This window comes from Streptomyces sp. Y309, assembly GCF_056712025.1.
In genome coordinates this window covers 8,582,576-8,599,313 of sequence record NZ_CM160048.1, presented here as the reverse complement: position 1 = coordinate 8,599,313, position 16,738 = coordinate 8,582,576, and the positions used below count along the sequence as shown (strand labels likewise).

Sequence of the window (16,738 nt, the reverse complement as noted above, 5' to 3'; positions counted from 1 at the left end):
TCCGCCGTGCCCGTCCAATACCTGCTTCCATAACCTGGCGGCATGGACATCGACACACGTCTGCTGCGGTACTTCGCCGCCGTGGCCGAGGAAGGCAACCTCACGCGGGCCGCCGAGCGGCTCTACATCTCGCAGCCCGCGCTGACGAAGCAGATCCGGCAGCTGGAAGCCCAGTTGGGAGTGGACCTCTTCGTCCGTTCCCGCGCCGGGATGGCCCCCACGGATGCCGGTGAGGCGCTGGCCGCCCACGCCGGCGACGTGCTCACCGCTTGGGAGCGCGCGCTGCGCGTCACCCGCGCCGCCACCACCCGGGCCGCGCGCACGCTACGGGTCGGGTTCGTGGCCAGCGCCGCCAACGAGCACACTCAGCAGATCATCGCCGACTTCGCCCGGCGCCGACCCGGCTGGCGGGTCCAGATGCGGCAGGCCGACTGGACCGACCCCACCGCCGGGCTGGCCACCGGCGAGGTCGACGTGGCGCTGCTGCGCCTGCCGGTGCCTGCCCGGAACGACTTCGACGTCGAGGTGCTGCTGACCGAGCCACGGTGGATCGCCCTGCCCGCGGGGCATCACCTCGCGGCGGAGGACCGGGTCCGGTTCCGGGATCTGTACGACGAACCGTTCGTGGCGACTCCCGCCGAGTCGGGGGCGTGGCGCGACTACTGGCTCGCGACCGATGAGCGCGAGGGCCACCCGGTGCGTATCGGCGCGGTCGCGCACCACCCCGATGAATGGCTCAACGCGATCGCCCACGGCCAGGGCATCAGCCTCACCCCCGAGGCGACCGCCCGCTTCTACCAGCGCCCGGACGTGGTCTACCGGCCCGTGACGGGCGTCAGCCCCAGCCAGATCGGTGTCGCCCGGCCTCGCACCCAAGTGGTTGATGACGCCGTCGACGCCTTCGTCCTCAGCTGCCGTGCCGTATGCGGCGAAACTGCCGCGCAGGCACCGGCCTGACCATGGACAGCTGACGCCAGAGCGCTGCTTGGGCCGCAGGCGCCGGTCACGCCTGCTTGCTGCGGCGCGTGCGGTAGGCGCGTTGCCGACAGGCGCGTGAGCAGTACGTGCGAGGGCGGCCGCGGGAGGCCCGCGTCACCGGGCCCCGGCAACCGGGACAGCGCGCCTCGCTTTCGTCACACGGGAGGCCGCCCGCCGCCGCGTTTTCGTCACGCGATGACGTTCCCTCCCGCGACCGCCCGCCGTTGCGGGCCACGCGTGCGGCAGTGACGAGGTCGGCGTCGGAGATGCCCCCGCGCGGGGTGTGCGCGGACAGTTCGGACTCCAGGATGGGGCACTGCGCGATGTCGTCGTCCTCGCAGCGCAGAAGGTGGTGAAGGTAGTCCCGGGCGGCCTCCAGTTGCCCGATCCGCTTTTCCAGCAGCGCGACTTGTTCGCCGATGGTGCGCTGCCAGGCGCTGTGCGTGACCTTTCCCGAGGTGACGACGGCCGCCTGGTCCAGCGGCATCCGCCCCACCACGCGGCACAGGTAGGCGAGGCCGAGGCGGCGGAGGTCGGCATCGTCGTAGAGCCGCTTGCCGCCGTCGCGGGTGGGCGGGTTGAGCACGCCCTGGTGCTCCCACCACCGCACGGTGGACGGCGCGAGGCCGTACAGCGCCGCCGCTTCGCCGATGGAGACCCCCCGATGCGCCCCAAGTCCACGCGTCATACGTCCAGTTGACATCAAGTCGACTTCACAAGGCAAGGTCTGAGGTAAGGCAAGCCTAAGTTGCCGAGTCGGATCGCGCACGCGGCGGCCCCGCCGCGGCAGAAAGGGTCGACCATGGGAGCAGTCGAATACTCGGAGACGGTCGTCATCGGCGCAGGCCAGCAAGGGTGCGGGGTGGCCGCGGCTCTGCAGGAGCTCGACCGTGAATACGTTGTCCTGGAACGCGGAGAGATCGGTCAGGCCTGGGCGCACGAGCGCTGGGACAGCCTGCTCGTGGGGAGCGGGAATCGATCGGTGCGGTTTCCCGGCTGGGACTACGACGGCGACGACCCCGGCGGCTGCATGCCGGGACGGGAGCTGGCCCGCCATCTGCGCCGCTACGCGGAAGAGCGGAATCTTCGCGTGAGGCAGCACACGCCGGTCCGGAAGGTCGAATTCCCCCCGGACTCCTCCGACCGCGACGAGGTGCGGTTCAGGACTCACCTGTCCGCCGGTGATGTCATCGAGTCCCGCAATCTTGTCGCGGCGGTGGGTGGTTACGCGGCCCCGCGCGTACCCGACCTGGCGTCCGATGTCGACCCGTTCATCAAGCAGATGCATTCGCGCTACTACCGCAACCCCGAGTGCTTGCCGGACGGAGCCGTTCTCGTGGTGGGCGCGGGAATCAGTGGTCAGCAAATCGCCGACGAACTCGTGGACGCCGGCCTTGACGTATTCCTGTCGGTGGGCCGACACCGCGCGTGGCCGCGCAGCTATCGCGGGCGCAGTCTTCAAGAATGGATGTTTGCTCTCTCCCTGTACGAAGACTTTGTCACGCACCGCGCCGAGGGCACCGAAAGCAGCGGGGGCGCATCACTCCTGCCCGGTTTGCCGGTGACCGCCGTGAAGGACAAGAGCGGGGACCTCAATCTCGGCACGCTGGCCGAAAAGGGCGTCGTCCTCGTGGGTTCCACGCGTGCGGTGAAGGACCTGACCCTCCTACTGGAGGACAATGTCATCGCCGTCGCGGAGGAATCCGCCCGCTCTTTCCGGGAAGTCATCGAAAAGATCGACGACGGTATACGCCGACGGGGTTTCGTGGCGCCGGAGCACATTCCGGCACCCGACGTCAGCATGGATTGCATAGCCGACTTCGGCGACAGCCTGGACTTGGCACGCCACAACATCACGACGATCATCTGGTGCACCGGATTCGGGCCGGACTACCGGATTCTGCCGGAGAGCGTGCTCGACGACCGTGGGGCGCCTCTCCAGCAGAAGGGCATCCTCGGAGCGGTCCCCGGGCTGTATTACGCCGGGCTTCCGGACGGCAACTCGCTTGCCCCGGTGGCCATTTCGGCCTGTGTCGAGAACGGACGGTTCATCGCACGCCAGATACACGTCGACCACATCATGCGATCCGACTCCTCGGCATCCGTCATCACGCCGTGAGACCGGCCGTGAGACCGCGGGCGCCGGAAGCCGCCGGTGGCGTGCACGCGGGGCCCTACGGGTGACCGGCCGTCACTTCCCCCGTGCGGGAGCGGTTACGCGTTGCGGCAGCGCGCGTCGAGAGTGTCCGACCGATGACGCTCCGACGGTACGGCCGTCGCATTCCCGCAGGCGCGCGCCACACGAAAGGGATTCCGAACGTGAAGATCGCCAAGGCCGCTGCCGGTGTCGCAGGTGTCGCGATGGCCCTGGGGGCCGCCTCTCCCGCTGTCGCCGCCCCCGAGCCGCGCGACACCGACAAGCAGCTCCTCAACGACAGGCTCAGCACGAAGGCACTCAAGAACCCGATCGACGACCTCGGCATCGCCGCGACCGTCCGCCCCCTGATGAAGACCGCCGAACGGCTGCAGGCCGACCGGCTCGCCACGACCTTCGTCACCGGCGCGGCGACCACGCTCAGCAAGATCGCCGACGTCGCGGGCCTCCACTGAGCCGCGCTTCTTAGGCCGCGCCTCAGCCAGGCCGCGCCTCAGCCAGGCCGCGCCTCAGCCAGGCCGCGCCTCAGCCAGGCCGCGTCTCGTGGGCCCTGCCTCGGCTGGGCAGCCGAGGGAAAGCACCCGCCCGCTGTCTCTGGTCATCACGCCAGGACAGCGGGCGGACCCGTTCCGGCACCGGCTCCGGCAACTGGTCCCAGGAGGCCCTGGACCACCTTGATCGCGCGGCGTGCGACGTCGCGCCCCTGCCCGGTGAGCGACAGCCGCCCGGCGCGCACCCGCAGTGGCCAGCTAGGGTGCGAAGCGAATTCGAACGCGAACAGAGTTGGCGGAGGGCACGCTGTGTCGGACGATGGGCGGCTCGTCGCCGGGCGCTACCGGCTGGTCGAGCAGATCGGCCGTGGCGGCATGGGCACGGTGTGGCGCGCCCTCGACGAGGTCCTCGGCCGCCAGGTCGCGCTCAAGCGGATGCACGCGCAGCCGCACCTGGCCGACGACGAGCTCGCCACGCGTTACGAGCGCATGCGCCGTGAGGCACGCAGCGCGGCCCGCGTCGTACATCCCAGCGTGGTCGTCGTCCACGATGTCGTGGACGACGGCGGGCAGCCCTGCATCGTCATGGAGCTCCTCCCCACGGTCACGCTCGGCGACCGCCTCGAGGGCGGCCGGGCGGTTCCGCCGGAGGAGGCGGCCCGCATCGGTCTGGGCATGGTCGCCGCGCTGCGGGCCGCCCACGCGGCCGGTGTGCTGCATCGCGACGTCAAGCCCGCCAACGTCATGCTCGGCGCCGGGGGCCGGGTCGTCCTCACCGATTTCGGCATCGCGACGACGGCCGACACCTCGACGCTCACCAGGACCGGCGAGATGGTCGGGTCCATGCACTACATGGCGCCGGAGCGGCTGCGCGGGCTGAAGCCGGGACCGGCTTCGGACCTGTGGGCGCTCGGCGCCACGCTGTACCAGGCGGTGGAGGGGAGGCCGCCGTTCCGTCGTGACACCGCGGTGGAGACCGCGTACGCCATCGCCGCGGACCCCCTGGAGCCCATGAAGCAGGCCGGGCCGCTGGCACCGCTCATCGAAGCCCTCCTGCTCAAGGACCCCGATGAGCGGCCGTCGGCGGAGCGGACCGAGTCGGCGCTGCGGGCCGCGCTGTCCGGCGAAGCGACGGAGGCACTGCCGTCGGCCTCCCCGGTGGCCCCGGCCGCCCCCGCGCACTCGGCCCCCGGCGGAAACGCCTCCCCCGCGGCCCCCACACCCACCCGGATCGATCCCGACCGGCAGCAGCACCCGCGTCGCAAGCGCCGCGTCCTCATACCCACCGCCGCTGCCGCGACGGCGGTGGCGGCAGCCATCACGGCCACGGTCTACGTGACGTCGCACGGCGGCGGCGACACACCGCGCGCCGACGCCCGGGAGAACCACCGCACCACCGCGCCGCCGCACACCCCGCCACCCGTGCCCGACGGCTTCCACCCGGTGACCAACAGGAAACTCGGCGTCTCCTTCCCCGTGCCGGACGGCTGGACGAGAAAGGCCAACAAGCGCTCGCCCGACGGGGTCACCTACGTCGACCCGTCCCAACTGGTCCAGATCACGATCGGCGTCGTGGACCCCGCTGGCTCGAACCCGGTGGAGCACCTCTCGGACATCGAGGCCAACACGAAGGTCAACTACTCCACGTACCGGAGGCTGCGCATGCAGCGGACGAGCTTCCGCCAACAGCCCGCCGGTATATGGGAGTTCACCTTCAAGGGGAAGGCACGCGTGTTCCGCGCCATCGACCTCGGCTTCGGCCGCGAGGGCGGTCGGGAGTACGACATCTACCTCTCGGCGCCGGACGCGAAGTGGGACAAGTACCGTCCGGTCTTCGACACGGTCAGGGACGGCTTCACCCCGACCCGTTCCTGACGGACCGGTCAGGGTCAGCCGAACTGCCCCGGCCGGTAGTCCCCGGCGGGCTGCTGGATCATGACGTTCGCCCGGTTGAAGGCGTTGATGAGGGCGATCCCGCACACGAGGGCGGCCAGCTGCTCCTCGTCGTAGTGCTTGGCGGCGTTCGCCCAGGCCTCGTCCGTGATCCCACCGGCCGCGTCCGCGATGCGCGTGCCCTGCTCCGTCAGCTCCAGCGCGGCACGCTCGGCCTCGGTGAAGACCGTGGCCTCCCGCCACGCCGCGACCAGGTTGAGACGGGTGGCGGTCTCACCGGCAGCGGCGGCGTCCTTGCTGTGCATGTCGGTGCAGAAACCGCACCCGTTGATCTGGCTGGCGCGGAGCCTCACCAGCTCCTGCGTCGTGGCCGGCAGCGTGGAGTCCTCGAGCACCTTGTTCGCGGCGACGATGTGCTTGAAGACCTTGCCGATGGTCGGGTTGCCGAAGGCGTCCAGTCGGGCGCTCATGGTGATCTCCTTTGCCGTTTTCGATGCCTGCACCCTTACGACGGCACAGCTCGGCGGAATGTGACATGCGTGCCCGACCTGAGCCTTCCTTCAAGGATCGGTAAAATTTGAACCGATAGGGTGGCATATGCACGTAGTCACCAACAGCACCAGGGGAGAGCTGTGCCCGCTTCACGTATGAGCCGAACGCCGCTGCCGGGCATCGGCATGCGCTACGACCTCACCACGCGCGAACTGCAGCGGCTTTCCGTCGTGGCGCACCGGGACGGCGGCCGCACGCTCAGCGCGTACCGCTCCGACGATCCGGACGCCTGCGCGCTCTCCCTGCGGCTGACGCCCGGCGAGGCGGCCGCGCTGGTGGACGCGCTGCTGCCGGGGCACCAGAACCCCAACCTGCTGCACACCACCGACCTCGGGCTCGTCGCCGAGCGCATCGAGGTCGCGGCGACCTCGCACTGGAACGGGCGCGTGCTCGGCGAGACGCACCTGCGCACCGAGACCGGCGCGTCGGTGGTGGCGGTGCTGCGGCGGGCCGAGGCCATCCCCTCGCCCACGCCGGACTTCCGGCTCGCGGGCGGGGACACCCTCATCGTGATCGGTACCCGGGAAGGCGTCGAGAGCGCCGCGGCGATACTCGGCCGGGAGTGATCGCGTGCACTCCGCGGTCCTGCTCATCGAGTTCGGCGCGATCATTCTCGCGCTCGGACTGCTCGGCCGCTTCGCCGGCCGCTTCCAGTTCTCACCGATTCCGCTCTATCTCCTTGCCGGGCTCGCGTTCGGGACGGGCGGGCTGCTGCCGCTCGGGACCAGCGAGGAGTTCGTGGCCATCGGCGCCGAGATCGGCGTCATCCTGCTGCTGTTGATGCTCGGGCTGGAGTACACGGCCAGTGATCTCGTCAGCAATCTCAAGACCCAGTACCCGGCCGGGCTCGTGGACTGCGCGCTCAACGCGCTGCCGGGCGCCGCGGCCGCGCTCCTGATGGGGTGGGGCCCGGTGGCCGCCGTCGTACTCGCCGGTGTCACCTGGATCTCGTCCTCCGGCGTCATCGCGAAGGTCCTCGGCGACCTGGGACGGCTCGGCAACCGCGAGACGCCGGTCATCCTGAGCATCCTCGTCCTCGAAGACCTGGCCATGGCGGTCTATCTGCCCATCATCACCGCGCTCCTCGCGGGCGTCGGCTGGGCCGCGGGCAGCCTCACGCTCGCGATCGCGCTGGGCGCGGCGGGCGCGGTGCTGTTCGTCGCGGTGCGCTACGGGCGGGTGATCTCACGGTTCGTGTCGAGCGACGATCCGGAGAAGCTGCTGCTCGTCGTGCTCGGGCTCACCATCCTGGTCGCGGGCATCGCGCAGCAGCTCCAAGTGTCCGCGGCGGTCGGGGCGTTCCTCGTCGGCATCGCGCTGTCGGGTGAGGTCGCGGAGGGCGCGCACAGTCTCCTCGCGCCCCTGCGGGACCTGTTCGCCGCCGTGTTCTTCGTCTTCTTCGGCCTGCACACCGATCCGGCAAGCATTCCCCCGGTCCTGCTGCCCGCGCTCGCGCTCGCCGCCGTCACCGCGTGCACGAAGGTCGCCACCGGGTACTGGGCGGCGCGGCGGGCGGGCATCTCCGTCAAGGGGCGGTGGCGGGCGGGCGGCGCGCTGGTGGCGCGCGGTGAGTTCTCCATCGTGATCGCGGGCCTCGCGGTCTCGGCGGGCATCGAGCCGTCCCTGGGCCCGCTGGCCACGGCGTACGTACTGATCCTGGTCGTGGTCGGGCCGCTCACCGCCCGCTATGCGGAGCCGGTCGCGGCGCTGGCCGGACGGGTGTCCCGGCGCCGGGACGCCGGGGTGTCCGGTGCGCGGGATGCCGGGGTGTCCGGTGCGCGGGGGGCCGGGCCGGCCGACGTCGCGGAAGCCGGGCAGCCCGAAGTGCAGCCCCTCGCGCCCTCGCTTACCTCCCAGGTCATCGACACCGAAGGCACCCGGCCGCGAGAGTCTTGATCATTCGCACAGCGGCACCTTGGAGGAAACCCTCATGCCCGAGGCCACGCAGAACACGCAGGACGCGCAGATCGCGCAGGCCGTGCAGGACACCCACACCACCCGCTCCGCCACCACCCGCGCCGTCGTCATGGAGCTGCTCGGCCGCATCGGCGCAGGCGACACTGCCCGCGTCGCCGAGATGTACGCCGAGCACGTCGACTGGAAGCTGAACTGGCCGGAGGCCGAGCACGGGCGGGCCGCAACGCCCTGGATCCGGCACCGCACGCGCGGCGCCGAGGCCGTCGCGCACTACGGCGGGATCGCCGAGCACCATGTGCCGGAGGCGGCGGACACCCAGGTCGAACAGATCCTCGTCGACGGCGAGCACGCCGTGGTCATGGGCGAGATCCGGCAGACCGCCAGGCCCACGGGGCGCGCCTACCGGGCGCGCTTCGCCCTGCACCTGACCGTCGAGGACGGCCTGGTCACCCGGCATCACGTGTACGAGGACTCGCTGGCCGTCGCGCAGGCCTTCGGCGGAGCGTGATTCCGGAACGTCATCCGCCCAGGTCGCGAGGCCTGGGCGGGGCGCTTAGCGTGTGACAGGGGTTGCCTGTCTAGGCGGGGGGTCTGGAGGTCACCCATGGACCGCTCGCCCGGCCCCGGAGCCGAGGGCATACCGGACGGCATACCGCAGCCGGTGTCACAGCCGGCCCCGTCCACCGAGACCCCGCCCCCGCCGCCCTCCGCCCACCACACCGGCGGCAAGCACGAGCACCGCTGGCTGATCCTCGCGGTCATCGCCACCGCGCAGCTCATGGTGGTCCTGGACGCGACGATCGTGAACATCGCGCTGCCGTCCGCGCAGAACGACCTGGGGTTCACCGACGGCAACCGGCAGTGGGTCGTCACCGCGTACGCGCTCGCGTTCGGCAGTCTGCTGCTGCTCGGCGGGCGCATCGCCGACCTGGTGGGGCGCAAGGCGGTCTTCATGGCGGGGCTCGCCGGGTTCGCGGTGGCCTCGGCGCTCGGCGGCGCCGCCACCAGCTTCGGGATGCTGGTGGCCGCCCGCGCGCTGCAGGGCCTGTTCGGCGCGCTTCTCGCACCCGCCGCGCTGTCCCTGCTCAGCACCACGTTCACGGACCCGCGCGAGCGCGCGAAGGCGTTCGGCATCTACGGCGCCGTGGCCGGCTCCGGCGCCGCGGTCGGGCTGCTGCTCGGCGGCGTACTGACGGAGTATCTGGACTGGCGCTGGTGCCTGTACGTGAACCTCGCCTTCGCCGCGGCCGCGATGATCGGCGGCGCGCGGCTGCTGCACCCGGGGGCGCCGGACGACCGGCCCAAACTCGACGTGCCGGGCACGGTGTTGGTGTCGGCCGGTCTGTTCTGCATCGTCTACGGCTTCTCCAACGCCGAGAAGCACGCCTGGGGCGAGCCGATCACGTGGGGGTTCCTCGTCGTCGGCGCTGTCCTCGTGACCGCCTTCGGCTGGTGGCAGACGCGGGCCGCGCATCCGCTGCTTCCGCTGCGGGTGGTGCTCGACCGGGACCGGGGCGCGTCGTTCCTGGCGATGTTCATCTCCGGCGCCGGGATGTTCGGCGTCTTCCTGTTCCTGACGTACTACATGCAGCAGATCCTCGGCTACACGCCCGTCAAGACGGGTCTCGCGTTCCTGCCGATGGTCGCGGTGATGGTCGTGGTGTCCGTGCTGACCACCAACGTCCTCGTGCCGCGGTTCGGCGCGAAGCCGGTCGTGCCGCTCGGCATGGCCTTTCGGCGGCCGGGATGGTGTGGCTGACGACGCTCGGCACCACCAGCGGTTACCCCTCCCACGTGCTGCCGCCGCTGCTCGTCTTCGGGCTCGGGCTCGGGCTGATCTTCGCTCCGGCGATGAGCATGGCCACCGCGGGCGTCGCCGCGCACGACTCGGGCGTGGCCTCCGCGATGGTCAACACCAGCCAGCAGGTGGGCGGTTCGATCGGTACGGCGCTGCTGAACACCCTCGCCACGAGCGCCGCCACCAACTACCTCGTCGGCAAGCGGCCGACGCCCCAGGCACAGGCCCAGGCACAGGTGCACAGCTACGAGACGGCGTACTGGTGGTCGGCCCTCTTCTTCGCCATCGGGTGCGCCGTCACCGTCGTGCTGTACCGCAAGGGACGCCCCGCCAACAGCCACTTGGGCGACGGCGCCGTCCACATGTAGACCGGTCCTTCTCACGAGATGTAGACCGGTTCCTTCGCGCGAGCGCTTCGGTCAGGAGGGCGGTGGATCCGTGACGACGTCCCCCGGTGACGCGGGCGGCACGGGCGGCGACGGCGGTGTGGCTCTGGCCTCGGCGCGCGGCCGCTGGGTGCTGACCAGCGCGGTCCTCGCCTCCGGCATGGCCATGCTCGACGGCACGGTGGTGAACGTCGCGCTGCCCACCCTCGGCCGCGACCTGGACGCGTCGATCTCCGCCCTGCAGTGGGTGGTCAACGCCTACATGCTCACGCTGTCCGCGCTGTTGCTGCTCGGCGGGGCGCTCGGCGACCGGATCGGGCGGCGGCGCACGCTCGTCATCGGCGTGGTGTGGTTCGCCCTCGCGTCGGCGCTGTGCGGGCTCGCGCAGGACGCGGGCACGCTGATCGCGGCGCGGGCGCTGCAGGGGGTGGGCGGCGCGCTGCTCACGCCGGGCTCGCTGGCGCTTGTGCGCTCCTCGTTCCGGCCCCGGGACCAGGCCAAGGCGGTGGGCGCGTGGTCGGGGCTCGGCGGGGTCGCGGGGGCGGTCGGTCCTTTCCTCGGCGGCTGGCTGATCGACGGTCCCGGCTGGCGGTGGATCTTCCTCATCAATGTGCCGCTGGCCGCGCTGGTCCTGTTCGCGGCGCGGCACGTGCCGGAGAGCCGGGGCGAGAGCGTCGCGGGGCAGCGGTTCGACGTGCCGGGCGCGGTCCTCGGGGCGCTGTTCCTGGCGGGGGTGAGCTTCGCGCTGATCGGCGCGTCCGGCGACTCCTCGTTCGTGGCGGCGCTGCTGCCGGGTCTTGCGGGGCTCGCCGCGGGCGCGATGTTCCTGCTCGTCGAGCACCGCCGTCGGCACCCGATGCTGCCGCTCGAACTGTTCCGCTCCGGCCTGTTCTCGGCGGCGAACGTGATGACACTGTGCCTGTACGCGGCCATCGGCGGCATCCTGTTCATGCTGCCCGTGCAGTTGCAGACGACGCTCGGCTACGACGCGCTGCAGGCCGGTACGGCGACGCTGCCGATCACCGTCCTGATGCTGCTGCTCTCGGCGCCCGCGGGGGATCTGGCCCGCAGGCTCGGGCCGCGCCTGCCGCTGTGCGCGGGCCCGCTCGTCGCCGCCGCGGGCGTCCTGCTGATGCTGCGGGTCGGCCCCGATGCCTCGTACGCCGCCGACGTGCTGCCCGCCGTCGTCGTCCTGGGCCTCGGCATGAGCGTGTTCGTGGCGCCGCTCACGGCGACCGTGCTCGCGTCGGTGGACGCGGCCCGCGCCGGTCTCGCCAGCGGCGTCAATAACACCGCGGCCCGCATCGCCCAGCTCCTGGTCGTCGCCGCACTTCCGCTCGCGGTCGGCTTGACCGGCACGGCGTACACGGATCCAGCCGCGCTCGACTCGGCCTTCGAGAAGGCGGCCTGGGGCTGCGCGGGACTGTTCGTCCTGGCGGGCGTCGCGGCCTTCGCGTTCATCCGGCCGCGGCCCGCGGACTGGCACGCCGAGGAGGGCAACACCCCGCACTGCACGGCGAACATGGCGGTGACATCGCCGCCGCTGGAGCCGGGTGAATGCGGCCGGGCCGACGCGGCGCGGGCCCGGCGCGCGGGGTAGCGCGGAGGGGGCGTGCGCACCGGCGGGGCGGGGGCGCGCGCGGAGTGTCCCAGACCTCTGTCGGCGGCATCAACCACTCTGCGCGCTAACCCAGTTGGCGCAAGCTCCGATGCGGGTGACGCCACGGGATGGGCCTATCGTGTACGCCATGTCCGCTCCCGAGCTGATCCGCATCGTCTCCCGCTCCTCGCCCATGGCCCTCGCCCAGGTGGAGCGCGTACGCACCGAACTCGCCGCGCTGCACCCGGGCATCCGCACGGAGGTCCTGCCGGTGACGACCTCCGGCGACCGCTGGATGGGCGACCTGGCCAAGCTCGGCGGCAAGGGCGCGTTCACCAAGGAGGTCGACGCGGCGCTGCTCGCCGGGGAGGCGGACCTCGCGGTGCACTGCGTGAAGGACGTGCCGGCGGACCGGCCGCTGCCCGCGGGCACCACGTTCGCGGCGTTCCTCAAGCGCGACGACATCCGTGACGCCCTCCTCCACCCCGCGGGCCGCACCCTCGACCAACTGCCCTCCGGCACCCGCATCGGCACGTCGTCGGTGCGCCGCATCGCCCAGCTCGCCGCGTCCCACCCGCACCTGACCTGCGTACCGATGCGCGGCAACGCGGGCCGCCGGCTCGCGAAGCTGGCCGGGGGCGAAGCGGACGCGCTGCTGCTCGCCGTGTCCGGCCTGGAGCGGATCGGCGCGACCGAGCACATCTCCGAGGTGCTGTCCGTCGAGACGATGTGCCCGCCGATCGGCGCGGGGGTCCTCGCGCTGCAGTGCCGCGAGGACGACGCCACCACGATCGACACCGTGAGCGGCCTCGGCGACCGCGACGCCTGGCGGGAGGCCACCGCCGAGCGGATGTTCCTGCACGTGCTCCAGGGGCACTGCAACTCGCCGATCGCGGGCTATGCCCGCAGCGAGCCGAGCGGCGATCTGTCGCTGCGCGCCCGCGTGTTCACACCCGACGGCAAGACGGTCCTCAACGCCCACGAGTGGGCCGGGCCGCTCGACCCGGCGACCCTCGGCACGTCCGTGGCGGTCACGCTGCTGCGGCAGGGGGCACGGGAGCTGATCGACTCGATCGCGCACTGAGGCGTCGGCTCCCCGGCGTGGGATCGGCACGCCCGGGGGCCTGTCTCAGCGGATCGGCCGGAACGAGTAGTAGTGGTGGGACGGGTCGTTCCAGGAGAAGCCCGGGTCGACCAGTGCGGTCGCGCCGCCGAAGCAGTCGCTTGTGGGCCACAGATGGACCCTCTTGCTGGTCATGTTGGTGCCCCCTGACGGCCCCGGCCGAGCTCATGTTGTAGCAGGCGCCGACCTCGGGACTGAACTCGATGCCGCGGCGCCCGGCGTCGTCGTAGTACTCGAAGTAGCAGGTCCCACCGCCGGGCGGTGGGCAGGCCGGTTCCATGATTCCGGGCTCCGCCGGGGTCTGCGCGCTCGAACGCGCTCCGCCGCCCGTCTGGGCCAGGCCGGTCAGGCCGACGGCCAGCACGCAGGTGAGGGCGAAGCGCAGGGTGTTCCGTCCGTACGACATGGGTCTCCTCCTCGGTCTCGGTGTGTCTCCGGATCGTCGCCCCGGCCCCCGCGCGGCAACATCACCCACACGAGCGGAAGCGGAGCACGGGGGGCTCGTTAGCCGGAGCGTGGGGGAAAACCCCCAGGTCAGTCGGAGGAAAGCCGCGTTCCCGCAGGGCTGGTGCCGGACCTAGCGTGAGGTGTGTTGATCACGCCGGGTGCACGCCGGGCTTGGAGCGGGAGTTGTCATGATCGAGGTCCACGGGCTGACCAAACGGTACGGGCCCACCACCGCCGTAGAGGCGCTGAGTTTCGAGGTACGGCCCGGGGCCGTGACGGGCTTTCTCGGCCCGAACGGCTCGGGCAAGTCGACCACCATGCGCATGATCATGGGCCTCGACCGGCCCGACGCCGGGCAGGCGCTGATCGCGGGGCGCCGGTACGGCGAACTGCGCTGGCCACTGCGCGAAGTGGGGGCGCTCCTCGAAGCGCGTACGTTCCACCCCGGACGCAGCGCGCGGGCGCATCTGTCCGCCCTCGCCGCCGCGGGCGGCATCCGGCCCGGGCGCGTGGACGAGGTGCTCGGCACCGTCGGCCTGAGCGGCGTCGCCGGGCGGCGCGCCGGAACGTACTCGCTCGGCATGGCCCAGCGGCTCGGCATCGCGGCCGCGCTGCTCGGCGACCCCGGGGTGCTGCTGTTCGACGAGCCGGTGAACGGGCTCGACCCGGAGGGCGTGCGCTGGATCCGGGAGCTGATGAAGTCGCTGGCCGCGGAGGGCCGCACGGTGCTGCTGTCCAGCCACCTCATCAGCGAAATGGCGCTCACCGCGGACCACTTGGTGGTGATCGGGCAGGGGCGCCTCCTCGCGGACACGTCCGTGCGGGAACTCACCGCGCGGGGGCGGTCCCTGGAGGAGGCGTTCTTCGCACTGACGGGAGCGAGCGCCGACTACCGGGGCGCGGCCCACCAGGCACACCAGGCGCGCCACGCGGACCAGGCACACCACGCGGACCACGATGCCGCGTCCGCCGACCACCACGACGCCGCGTCCGCCGTCGACGCCGCGCCGGAGAGGAACGACCGATGACCGCCCCGACCGCCCCCACCACCTCGGCGCCCGCCGGGCACTACGGCTTCGCGCATGCCGCCCGCATGGAGTGGATCAAGCTGCGCAGCCTGCGCTCCACGGCGTGGGCGCTGCTGCTCACCGTCGCCGGCATGATCGCCATCGGTGTCGTCACGATGGCCAACACCAAGGTCCCCTCGGCCGCCAAGGCCGCCGAGTTCGACCCCACGAACAACGTCCTCGCGGGCGTCGCGCTCGGCCAGCTCGTCGTCGGCGTGCTCGGCGTCCTGGTCGTCACCGGCGAGTACTCCTCCGGCTCCATCCGCTCCACGCTCGCCGCCATCCCCGACCCGCGCACCCTGCTCACCGCGAAGGCGGCCGTGTACGGCACGCTCACCCTGCTCGTGGGCGAGGCGGTCGCCCTCGTGACGTTCTTCGCCGGCCGGGCGGCGCTGGGAGACGGCGTGCCGCGTCCCGGCATCGGCGACCCGGGCGTGCTGCGGGCGGTGCTCCTCTCCGGCGCCTACCTGGGCCTCATCGGCCTCCTGGGCATCGGCATCGGCGCCCTCACCCGGCACACGGCGAGCGCGATCGCCGCGCTCGTCGGCGTGACCTTCGTGCTGCCCGCCGTCATCGGCGGCATCTCGGGGACGACCGTCGCGAAGTTCTTCCCGACGATGATCGCCGGTAATTCCCTGGCCGTCGCCAAGCCCGTCTCCGACATGCTCTCGCCCTGGACCGGCTTCGCCGTGCTGTGTCTGTACGTCGCCGCCGTCCTCGGCGCGGGCGCGCGGCTGCTGGCCCGCCGCGACGCCAGACAGGGAAACGACGCCTGACAGGCAAACACAGGGACACTGATCACCATGTACGACAGCTCACCGGCCACACCGCTCCACGAACCCGGCACGGCGCTCCGGGACCCCGGCACGGCCCGGACCCGCGTGGCGGCACTCCTGCGCGCCCCGCTCACCCGCCGCGCCTGGGCCGAGGCGGCCTACTGCTTCCTCGCGTTCCCGCTCGGCCTGGCGGGCGGCGTCCTGCTGGCCGTCCTGCTCGCGCTGGGCGCGGGCCTGACGGTCTCGCTGGTGGGCGCGGTGGTCGGCGTGCTCGTCCTGGTGGGGTGCGTGCGGCTTGCGCGGGGGCTCGGCGCGCTGCACCGGGGGCTCGCGGCGGGGCTGCTCGGCGAGCGGCTGCCGGGGCCGGTGCCGCCGCGGCCCGGCTCCGGGGTGTTCGGCAGGATCGACGCGCGGCTGCGGGACGGGGCCGGGTGGCGGGCCACGTCGTACGTCCTGGTGAAGCTGCCCGTGAGCGCGCTCGGCATGTACGCGGTGCTGTGGTGGCTCACCGGGCTGATCAACCTCACGGCACCGCTGCGGTGGGGCGTCTTCGGGCAGGACACCGGGTCCGGCGACGTGGGCGGCATGCCCGTTCTGACGCCGATCCCGGTCGGCAGCCTCGAAGTGCACACCTTCGCCGGTACGTTCGCGGCGCTCGCCCTCGGCCTTGCCCTGCTGTTGCTTGCGCCGTGGGCGACGCGCCTTGTCGTGGAGGCCGACCGGCGGCTGCTGCGGGCGCTCCTGGGGCCGGGCCAACTGGCCGACCGCGTACGGGACTTGGAGGAGACGCGCGCGCTCGCCGTCGACGACTCGGTGGCGCTGCTGCGCCGCGTCGAGCGGGATCTGCACGACGGCGCGCAGGTGCGTCTGGTGGCGGTGGCCATGAGCCTGGACATGATCAAGGAGCGGCTCGGCAAGGCGGAGGACGAGGGTCGGGGCGGGGGCGGCCAGGGTGAGGGCGGCGTGGCCGAGGGCGGCGCGGGCTCCGCTCGTCCGAGCGCGGCGCACGACGCGGGGCGTGACGGCGCGGGACCTGACGGCGCCACTCCCCCGCCCCTCGACCTCCCCCGCGTACGCCAACTCGTCGACCTCGCGCACCACAACGCCACCGAAGCCCTCACCGAGCTGCGCGACCTGGCGCGCGGCATCCATCCGCCGGTCCTCGACGACGGGCTGCCCGACGCCCTCGCCACCCTCGCGGCCCGCAGCGTCCTGCCCGTCGAGCTGGCCACGGACATGCCGCGCCGCCCGACGCCCGCCATCGAGACCATCGCGTACTTCTGCGCGGCCGAGCTGCTCACCAACGTCATCAAGCACAGCGGCGCCGGGCGGGCCACGATCACGGTGGCCGAGGAGACCGAGGACGGCGTCGGCGTGCTGCGGCTGCGCGTCACCGACGACGGGCGCGGCGGCGCCACGGTGGGCGCGGGCAGCGGGCTGACCGGCCTGGTGCAGCGGGTGCGCACGGTCGACGGCCGGCTGCGCGTGCACAGTCCGGAGGGCGGCCCGACGGCGGTCACCGTCGAGCTGCCGCTGCACGCGTGAGAACATTCCG

Annotated in this window: 15 protein-coding genes and 1 pseudogene; 13 read left to right on the top strand and 3 right to left on the bottom strand. The window is 72.3% G+C overall.

Annotated features, from left to right (window positions below):
- Positions 1-42 precede the first annotated feature (42 nt).
- The gene (locus AC0KTA_RS36180; RefSeq protein ID WP_481052415.1) at positions 43-957 is read left to right on the top strand and encodes a LysR family transcriptional regulator; all 915 of its coding nucleotides are present in this window, start codon (positions 43-45) and stop codon (positions 955-957) included.
- A 46-nt stretch (positions 958-1,003) separates the two neighbouring features.
- Here AC0KTA_RS36180 and AC0KTA_RS36175 read toward each other — a convergent pair whose 3' ends face one another.
- Positions 1,004-1,666, bottom strand: coding sequence for a helix-turn-helix domain-containing protein (locus AC0KTA_RS36175; RefSeq protein WP_481052414.1), 663 nt, complete (start codon positions 1,664-1,666; stop codon positions 1,004-1,006).
- Positions 1,667-1,780: 114 nt separating this feature from the next.
- Here AC0KTA_RS36175 and AC0KTA_RS36170 point away from each other — a divergent pair, with 114 nt between their 5' ends.
- The 3 genes from AC0KTA_RS36170 to AC0KTA_RS36160 all read left to right on the top strand — a co-directional run bounded on the left by AC0KTA_RS36170 (position 1,781) and on the right by AC0KTA_RS36160 (position 5,499).
- Positions 1,781-3,097: a flavin-containing monooxygenase gene (locus AC0KTA_RS36170; protein ID WP_481052413.1), complete on the top strand. Its 1,317-nt coding sequence runs from the start codon at positions 1,781-1,783 to the stop codon at positions 3,095-3,097.
- A gap of 200 nt (positions 3,098-3,297) precedes the next feature.
- The gene (locus AC0KTA_RS36165; RefSeq protein ID WP_481052412.1) at positions 3,298-3,588 is read left to right on the top strand and encodes a hypothetical protein; all 291 of its coding nucleotides are present in this window, start codon (positions 3,298-3,300) and stop codon (positions 3,586-3,588) included.
- A 345-nt stretch (positions 3,589-3,933) separates the two neighbouring features.
- A complete protein-coding gene (locus AC0KTA_RS36160; RefSeq protein ID WP_481052411.1) occupies positions 3,934-5,499 on the top strand; it encodes a serine/threonine-protein kinase in 1,566 nt (521 codons plus the stop codon).
- Positions 5,500-5,513: 14 nt separating this feature from the next.
- On the opposite strand, the gene AC0KTA_RS36155 is transcribed toward AC0KTA_RS36160, so the two are convergent.
- On the bottom strand, positions 5,514-5,987 hold the full coding sequence (locus AC0KTA_RS36155) for a carboxymuconolactone decarboxylase family protein (RefSeq protein ID WP_481052410.1): 474 nt from the start codon (positions 5,985-5,987) through the stop codon (positions 5,514-5,516).
- A gap of 177 nt (positions 5,988-6,164) precedes the next feature.
- Between AC0KTA_RS36155 and AC0KTA_RS36150 the strand changes: the two genes are divergently transcribed.
- The 6 genes and pseudogenes from AC0KTA_RS36150 (at position 6,165) to hemC (ending at position 12,854) form a co-directional block, all read left to right on the top strand.
- Positions 6,165-6,635, top strand: a complete 471-nt coding sequence (locus AC0KTA_RS36150; RefSeq protein ID WP_481052409.1) for a cation:proton antiporter regulatory subunit — start codon at positions 6,165-6,167, stop codon at positions 6,633-6,635.
- 4 nt (positions 6,636-6,639) lie between these two features.
- Positions 6,640-7,965 (top strand): cation:proton antiporter, encoded by a 1,326-nt coding sequence (locus tag AC0KTA_RS36145; protein ID WP_481052408.1) that lies wholly within the window; start codon positions 6,640-6,642, stop codon positions 7,963-7,965.
- 130 nt (positions 7,966-8,095) lie between these two features.
- Entirely contained in the window at positions 8,096-8,494 is a 399-nt protein-coding gene (locus AC0KTA_RS36140; RefSeq protein ID WP_481056686.1) for a nuclear transport factor 2 family protein, read from the top strand.
- Positions 8,495-8,590: 96 nt separating this feature from the next.
- Positions 8,591-10,152: pseudogene (locus AC0KTA_RS36135) on the top strand (MFS transporter).
- Between the two features lie 70 nt (positions 10,153-10,222).
- Positions 10,223-11,770: an MFS transporter gene (locus tag AC0KTA_RS36130; RefSeq protein ID WP_481052407.1), complete on the top strand. Its 1,548-nt coding sequence runs from the start codon at positions 10,223-10,225 to the stop codon at positions 11,768-11,770.
- A gap of 148 nt (positions 11,771-11,918) precedes the next feature.
- On the top strand, positions 11,919-12,854 hold the full coding sequence (hemC, locus tag AC0KTA_RS36125) for a hydroxymethylbilane synthase (protein WP_481052406.1): 936 nt from the start codon (positions 11,919-11,921) through the stop codon (positions 12,852-12,854).
- A gap of 45 nt (positions 12,855-12,899) precedes the next feature.
- Here hemC and AC0KTA_RS36120 read toward each other — a convergent pair whose 3' ends face one another.
- Complete coding sequence (locus tag AC0KTA_RS36120; RefSeq protein ID WP_481052405.1) at positions 12,900-13,028, bottom strand: hypothetical protein; 129 nt, start codon at positions 13,026-13,028, stop codon at positions 12,900-12,902.
- Positions 13,029-13,528: 500 nt separating this feature from the next.
- Between AC0KTA_RS36120 and AC0KTA_RS36115 the strand changes: the two genes are divergently transcribed.
- Genes AC0KTA_RS36115 through AC0KTA_RS36105 form a run of 3 tightly spaced genes read left to right on the top strand, consistent with a single transcriptional unit; the run spans position 13,529 to position 16,728 of the window.
- The gene (locus AC0KTA_RS36115) at positions 13,529-14,368 is read left to right on the top strand and encodes an ABC transporter ATP-binding protein (RefSeq protein ID WP_481052404.1); all 840 of its coding nucleotides are present in this window, start codon (positions 13,529-13,531) and stop codon (positions 14,366-14,368) included.
- Positions 14,365-15,183 (top strand): ABC transporter permease, encoded by an 819-nt coding sequence (locus AC0KTA_RS36110; RefSeq protein WP_481052403.1) that lies wholly within the window; start codon positions 14,365-14,367, stop codon positions 15,181-15,183. The genes AC0KTA_RS36115 and AC0KTA_RS36110 overlap by 4 nt, the downstream gene beginning before the upstream one ends.
- A gap of 27 nt (positions 15,184-15,210) precedes the next feature.
- Positions 15,211-16,728, top strand: a complete 1,518-nt coding sequence (locus AC0KTA_RS36105) for a sensor histidine kinase (RefSeq protein WP_481052402.1) — start codon at positions 15,211-15,213, stop codon at positions 16,726-16,728.
- Positions 16,729-16,738: the final 10 nt, after the last annotated feature.

Bases quoted from the DNA above. Each gene is read 5' to 3' on its own strand.
- AC0KTA_RS36110 (WP_481052403.1), top strand. From the start codon at position 14,365: ATGACCGCCCCGACCGCCCCCACCACCTCGGCGCCCGCCGGGCACTAC.
- AC0KTA_RS36175 (WP_481052414.1), bottom strand. From the start codon at position 1,666: ATGACGCGTGGACTTGGGGCGCATCGGGGGGTCTCCATCGGCGAAGCG.
- AC0KTA_RS36170 (WP_481052413.1), top strand. From the start codon at position 1,781: ATGGGAGCAGTCGAATACTCGGAGACGGTCGTCATCGGCGCAGGCCAG.
- AC0KTA_RS36180 (WP_481052415.1), top strand. From the start codon at position 43: ATGGACATCGACACACGTCTGCTGCGGTACTTCGCCGCCGTGGCCGAG.
- AC0KTA_RS36105 (WP_481052402.1), top strand. From the start codon at position 15,211: ATGTACGACAGCTCACCGGCCACACCGCTCCACGAACCCGGCACGGCG.
- AC0KTA_RS36140 (WP_481056686.1), top strand. From the start codon at position 8,096: ATGGAGCTGCTCGGCCGCATCGGCGCAGGCGACACTGCCCGCGTCGCC.
- AC0KTA_RS36155 (WP_481052410.1), bottom strand. From the start codon at position 5,987: ATGAGCGCCCGACTGGACGCCTTCGGCAACCCGACCATCGGCAAGGTC.
- AC0KTA_RS36115 (WP_481052404.1), top strand. From the start codon at position 13,529: ATGATCGAGGTCCACGGGCTGACCAAACGGTACGGGCCCACCACCGCC.
- AC0KTA_RS36120 (WP_481052405.1), bottom strand. From the start codon at position 13,028: ATGACCAGCAAGAGGGTCCATCTGTGGCCCACAAGCGACTGCTTCGGC.
- AC0KTA_RS36150 (WP_481052409.1), top strand. From the start codon at position 6,165: ATGAGCCGAACGCCGCTGCCGGGCATCGGCATGCGCTACGACCTCACC.
- hemC (WP_481052406.1), top strand. From the start codon at position 11,919: ATGTCCGCTCCCGAGCTGATCCGCATCGTCTCCCGCTCCTCGCCCATG.